The sequence below is a fragment of the Sinimarinibacterium flocculans genome, from assembly GCF_003201205.1.
Taxonomy (GTDB): Bacteria; Pseudomonadota; Gammaproteobacteria; order Nevskiales; family Nevskiaceae; genus Solimonas; species Solimonas flocculans.
The window spans coordinates 1-5,360 of sequence record NZ_QICN01000024.1 but is presented as its reverse complement, the minus strand read 5'-3'; the positions used below and the strand labels follow the sequence as shown (position 1 = coordinate 5,360).

At 66.7% G+C, this 5,360-nt stretch carries 7 protein-coding genes; all 7 read right to left on the bottom strand.

Annotated features, from left to right (window positions below):
• The coding region (locus C8D93_RS20120; RefSeq protein ID WP_110267063.1) for a tetratricopeptide repeat protein at positions 1-1,329 on the bottom strand (1,329 nt) is incomplete at its 3' end.
• Positions 1,326-1,934 carry a TonB family protein gene (locus C8D93_RS20115; RefSeq protein WP_366515952.1) on the bottom strand — a complete coding sequence of 203 codons (609 nt, stop codon included), beginning with the start codon at positions 1,932-1,934 and terminating at the stop codon, positions 1,326-1,328. The genes C8D93_RS20115 and C8D93_RS20120, both read right to left, overlap by 4 nt.
• A 70-nt stretch (positions 1,935-2,004) precedes the next feature.
• Entirely contained in the window at positions 2,005-2,415 is a 411-nt protein-coding gene (locus C8D93_RS20110; RefSeq protein WP_110267061.1) for an ExbD/TolR family protein, read from the bottom strand.
• Position 2,416: 1 nt separating this feature from the next.
• Positions 2,417-2,824 carry an ExbD/TolR family protein gene (locus tag C8D93_RS20105; RefSeq protein ID WP_110267059.1) on the bottom strand — a complete coding sequence of 136 codons (408 nt, stop codon included), beginning with the start codon at positions 2,822-2,824 and terminating at the stop codon, positions 2,417-2,419.
• A complete protein-coding gene (locus tag C8D93_RS20100; RefSeq protein ID WP_110267057.1) occupies positions 2,821-3,378 on the bottom strand; it encodes a MotA/TolQ/ExbB proton channel family protein in 558 nt (185 codons plus the stop codon). Before C8D93_RS20100 ends, C8D93_RS20105 begins: the two co-directional genes overlap by 4 nt.
• A 15-nt stretch (positions 3,379-3,393) precedes the next feature.
• On the bottom strand, positions 3,394-4,815 hold the full coding sequence (locus C8D93_RS20095) for a MotA/TolQ/ExbB proton channel family protein (RefSeq protein WP_211307445.1): 1,422 nt from the start codon (positions 4,813-4,815) through the stop codon (positions 3,394-3,396).
• The coding region (locus C8D93_RS20090) for a DUF3450 domain-containing protein (protein WP_110267055.1) at positions 4,812-5,360 on the bottom strand (549 nt) is incomplete at its 5' end. The genes C8D93_RS20090 and C8D93_RS20095, both read right to left, overlap by 4 nt.

Here is a 5,360-nt window from a genome sequence, read left to right as displayed (position 1 = left end):
GCCCTCGCCGTCCTGCTGCGCTGCCGGCGCGGGTGCGGGTGCCGGTTCATCGGGCATCTGCACCATGGCGCGCTTGCGCTCGATCTCGGCGCCGACGAATTTGATCCAGTTGGCAGCGGTCTCGCCGTGCTTGTCGGATTCGCTGGCGGCGATGAAGGTCCTTCTGGCGTCGCTGAGTCTGCCGGCATTGAATTGCGCCGTGCCCAGCTGCATGCGGATGCCGTCGGGATCGTCCAGGTCCTTGCCCTTGAGCGCGCTCTGGAAAGCGTCGATCGCCGCCTGCCAGTTGCCGGCCTCGGCCTGCGCCTGTCCCAGAAACGCATAGTGCCTGGCTTCGCCGGTCATCTCGGCCAGCCGCTTGAGCACCGGGATCTGCGCCTCGCGCTCCTGCGCCAGTGCCAGCGCCTGGGCGTACAGCTGCAGGGTCTCGGCCTCCGGCTCGATGACCTGGTCGCGGAAGGCCTTCGTGAGGAGCTGCACGGCCGGGTACGGCACGTCCTCGACCAGGTAGAGGCGGGCGAGGTTGAGCAGATCGCCCTTCTTGGTGACCATGCCGCCCAGATAGCCGGCATGCAGCGTCGCCAGCTGCTTCTTCTGCTCGCCCATCAGCCCGTACATGCCCGACAGCTGCAGCACGTAGCTTTCGCTCGGGTAGCTGGCGACCAGGATCTCCAGCACCTTGGCGGCCTTGGCGTAGTCGCCCAGCTCGTAGTAGACCGCCCTGAGCAGCGCCAGCCAGTTCTCCTTGGGCGCCTGCTGCTTGGCCTTGGCCAGCTTGAGCGCGTCGATCAGGGCCTTCTCGGCTTTCTGGAAGTCGCTGAGCTGGTAGTGCGCCTGCGCCAGCAGCACATAGGCATCCGCCGAGGGCTCGGGTACGGTCTCAAACCAGCGGTTGAGGACCTGGATGGCCTTGGGGTAGTCCTCGGTCACGAAGTACATCTGCGCCAGCGCAAACAGGGTGCTGTCCCGCAGACCCTCGGGCAGGTTCGGGGTCTTGAGCACTTCGATGTAGGACGCGATCGCCTTGGGCGTGTCGTCCTGGTTGTAGTAGACCGCGGCGTAGAGGTTGTACAGGGTCGCACGCTCGTAGTCGTTGAGCTTGTCGCCCTTGGCCTTGACGACGTCCAGCGCGGCGATCGCGCCCGGATAGTCCTTGGCGTCGATCGCCTGCTGGGCCTTCTCCAGATCCTTGAAGACGGCCTGGCTGATGAATTGGGTCTGCTTGGTCTGCGGCTTGGTCGGCTTGTCCTGCGCCGCCGGCGACAGGCTCGTCACGCCGGCCAGCAGGATCGCGGCCAGTACCCGGTGCACAGACGGTGTGCGGCTCATCGTCGGCGCCCGTCCTCGATTTCAAAGGTGATCAGGTGCTGCACGCCCGGCACTTCGATCGGCCGGCCGTTCTCGACCCGCGGCTTGTACTTGAATTTGACCACCGCCCGCTTGGCCGCCTCGTCGAAGATCCCCGGCGGCTCGGCTTCGAGCACGACCGGGTCCCGGACCGCGCCGGTCTGGGTGACGGTGAATTGCAGCAGTACCCAGCCTTCGATGCCTCTGGATTGGGCCCTGGAGGGGTAGACCGGCGCGACCTTGACGATCGGCAGGTATTCGCCGTCGCTGGCCGACAGCCGGAAACCCGCGCTGGTGAGGCTGCTATCGACCCGCATCTGGCCGATGTTGACGGTGCCGGCGGTCGGCGCCTGCGCCTGCACCTGCGGTGGCGGCGCGTCCGGCGCCTCCTGCGGCTTGTCCGGCTTCTCCGGCTTGGGCCGCTCGATCTCGAGGTTCTGGTCGCGCTTGATGCGCACGAAGTCGATGATCTTGCCGCTGGGACCGTCGCTCAGCGCCTGGCGACCCGCCGCGACCAGCTCGGCCATCAGCCAGTACAGCGCAAAGGTCACGACCACGGCGATCAGCCCGCCCAGCAGCAGCCGCAGGAAGTTGCGGACCGGATCGCCGGCGGAGCTGGCCAGGGCCAGATCGGTCGGAGCACTCTGGGACATCGGCCTACTCCTGCGCCTCGGTGGCCACGGCAATCTGGGTGATGCCGGCGTCTCGCGCCGCGTCCATCACCTGCATCAGCTGCTTGCTCTTCGAATCCCGGTCGGCCTGGATGATGACCGCACCCTGCGGATTCTCGGCCTTGAGCTTCTCGATCGTGGCCTTGAGCTGGCTGGTCGGCACGTTCTTGCGGTCGATCCAGATCTCGCCGCTGGGCGACAGGGCGATGAAGATGTTGGCCTTGTCCTGCTTGACCGCGGTCTCGGCCTGGGGCCGGCTCACGTCGATGCCGGCTTCCTTGATGAAGCTGGCGGTGACGATGAAGAAGATGAGCATGATGAAGACGACGTCGAGCATCGGCGTCAAGTCGATGCTGCTGTCGTCTTCGGCCTGCTGGGCGGCGCTCAGGGGATCCATGTCACTTCAACTCCGCGATGGACACGTCGGCCGCACCGGCCAGCCGCGCGGCGTCCATGGCCTTGACCAGCAGCTCGTTGCGCGCCTCGGCGTGCGCCTGCACGACCACCGGGGCGTCGGGCTTCTCGGCCCGCAGCCGCTCGATGTTGGGACGCACGGAGCGCACGTCGACCCGCCGCGGGCCGATGAAGATCTGGCCGTCGGCCATGATCTTGACGACGATGCTCTGGCTCTCTTCGGTCGGCGGCTGCTGCTGCACCGCCGGCTTGTTGACCTCGAAACCGGATTCCTTGAGAAAGCTCGCGGTGACGATGAAGAAGATGAGCATGATGAAGACGACGTCGAGCATCGGCGTCAGGTCGATCGCGCTGTCGTCTTCTTCCTGCGGCAGCTGGGTCAGGATCTTCATCGGCCGGTCCCGCCCGCGGTGTCGATCGTCAGGTGATCGCCCAGCAGCTCGACCCGGCGCTTGACGGTGGATTCGAGCCAGACGACGACGAAGATGCCGGACAGTGCGCCGACCATGCCGGCCAGCGTCGGGATGGTGGCCTGCGATACGCCCGAGGCCATCAGCCGGGGATTGCCCATGCCGGCAAAGGCCATGACGTCAAACACGGCGATCATGCCGGTGACGGTGCCCATCAGCCCGAAGAGCGGACACACGGTGACCAGGGTCTTGATCGTCGGCAGGTAGAGCCGGGCATTGAGGGCAATGCCGGCGATCAGCGCCCTGCGGATCTGGTGGGCCTGCCAGCTCGCCCGTTCCGGGCGCTGGTTCCACAGCGCGATCACGGCCTGCTCCTGGCGCGGCAGCACCCACTTGAAGTAGACGAAGCGCTCCACCGACATCGCCCACATCATGAAGATGACGCCGGCGATCGCCAGCAGTACCGGCCCGCCCGCTTCCAGGAAGTCCTGGATGCGCTCGACGATGTCGAAGAAGCCGAGGAGCAGGATGTCCATGTGCGTCCCCGGCCCTTATGCGCGCTGGCCTTTTTCCATGTACTGCGCGATCAGCCCCGCGCTCTGTTCCTGGAGCATGTGCACGACGGCCTTGGCTCTCGTGGAACAAATGCTGTGCAGAAACACGGTCGGGATCGCCACGCACAGGCCGAGCACGGTGGTGACCAGCGCCTGGGAGATGCCGCCGGCCATGGTCTTGGGATCGCCCGTGCCAAACAGGGTGATGGCCTGGAAGGTGTTGATCATGCCGGTCACCGTGCCCAGCAGTCCCAGCAGCGGCGCCGCCACGGCAATGATCTTGAGGAAGGTCAGGAATCGGTTGAGGCCCGGCAGTTCCTTGAGCACGGCCTCGCCCAGCTTCATTTCCAGGGTCTCGGCATTCACGCCGGTGTTGTCGTGGTAGGCCATCAGCACCCGCCCCAGCGGATTGCCGGCCTGCGGACGGTCGATCTGCCGCCGCTGCGCCGAGACCTTGGCGCCGACGATGGACAGGGTGATCAGCCGCTCGAGCGCGACCAGCAGCGCCACCGCACCCAGCGCGAGGATGACGTAGCCGACCAGGCCGCCCTGCTCGATGCGATCGCCCAGGCCCGGGGCTTCGACCAGGCGCTCGAGCAGCGAGCCGCCGGTCGGGTCGAGGTCGATGCGCGCGACCGGATCGCGGCTGTCGGCGTAGTCGTCGAGCCGCCCCAGGGTGTCGCTGCCGGGCTGGCGCTTGAGCTCGGCCAGGCTCTGGGTCTCGCCGCGCCAGGACAGGTATCTGGCCGGGTCGGTCGACACGACGTCGAAGGCGCCCAGGCGGATGACGTCGCGAGTGCCCTGGCTGCCGTCGGCCAGCAGCACCGGTGCGCTGAAGCGCACGATCTTGCCGGTCTCGGTCATTTCGCGCTGCAGCTCAAACCACAGCCGCTCGATCTCGTCGATCGTCGAGATCTCGGAGGCGCGGCTCATCTTCTTGGCAAACGCTTCGAGAAATTCGGTGCGGTCCGGGTACTGCGCGGAGATCGGGCTGTCGAAGAAGATGCCCTGCAGGTCACCCGAGGTCTGCTGGAAGATGCCAAACAGTTCCTTCAGGGCGCCCAGCTTGTCGTCGAGCTGCCCCTGACGGGTGTCGATCTCGCGCTTGTTGGTGTCAAAACGCCCCTCGAGCTCGCTGCCCCGCTTTTCCAGGGCGTCGCGGCGCGCGCGCGCCTGTGCCAGCAGCTCGGCCTGGCGATCGCGCGCCGCCGCGAATTCGGCTTCGCGCTGCTGCAGCTGGCCCTGGTCGGCCAGGGTCTTGGTGCGCACCTGCTCGAGCAGCTCGTCGAGTGTCGCCGCGCTGTCGTCCTGGGCGAAGGCCGGGGTGCCAGCCAGAAGACCGACCATCAGAAGGCTGCGCAGTGCGTGGCTCATGGCGTTCTGGAAGCTGGAAACGGGAAACTGGAAACTGCGGTTCATGACGCGTCTCCAGCGGTGGGCAGCGGCAGGGTCAGCAGATTGGGCGCCGTGAGCTTGCGCGCCACGCGGATGGCTTCGCGCACGGGGTTGCGGTCGGAGGCCGGCAGATTGACCCAGCTCTTCGACGCCACGTCCCAGCGTGCGCTCTGCGTGCCGTCCAGCGTCTGGTAGTACAGGCCGATGCGGCCCACGCGCAGGAAGTCGACTTCGAGTTTCTGCCCGCCGACGTCCACCGTACCGGTGTAGGCCTCGATGGTCCGCCCGAATTCGAGCTCGATCAGGTAGGCCTCGAGCACCTGGCGGAATTTCTCGGCGACGGTGACGTCGACCCGGTCGATCGCCTCGAGCACGAATTGCAGCCGCTCGGCACGCTCGCGCGGCAGAAACGGGATGTCCAGCGCGACGAACTGCTCGAGCGCGTCGACCATGCGCAGCATCAGCGGCAGGATCTGACGATCCACCGTCGTCGCCTGCGCGATGCTGTCGTCGAGAATCGCGATCTCTTCGCCCTGCAGTCGCAGCTGGCGCTCGAGCTGGCGGTTGTA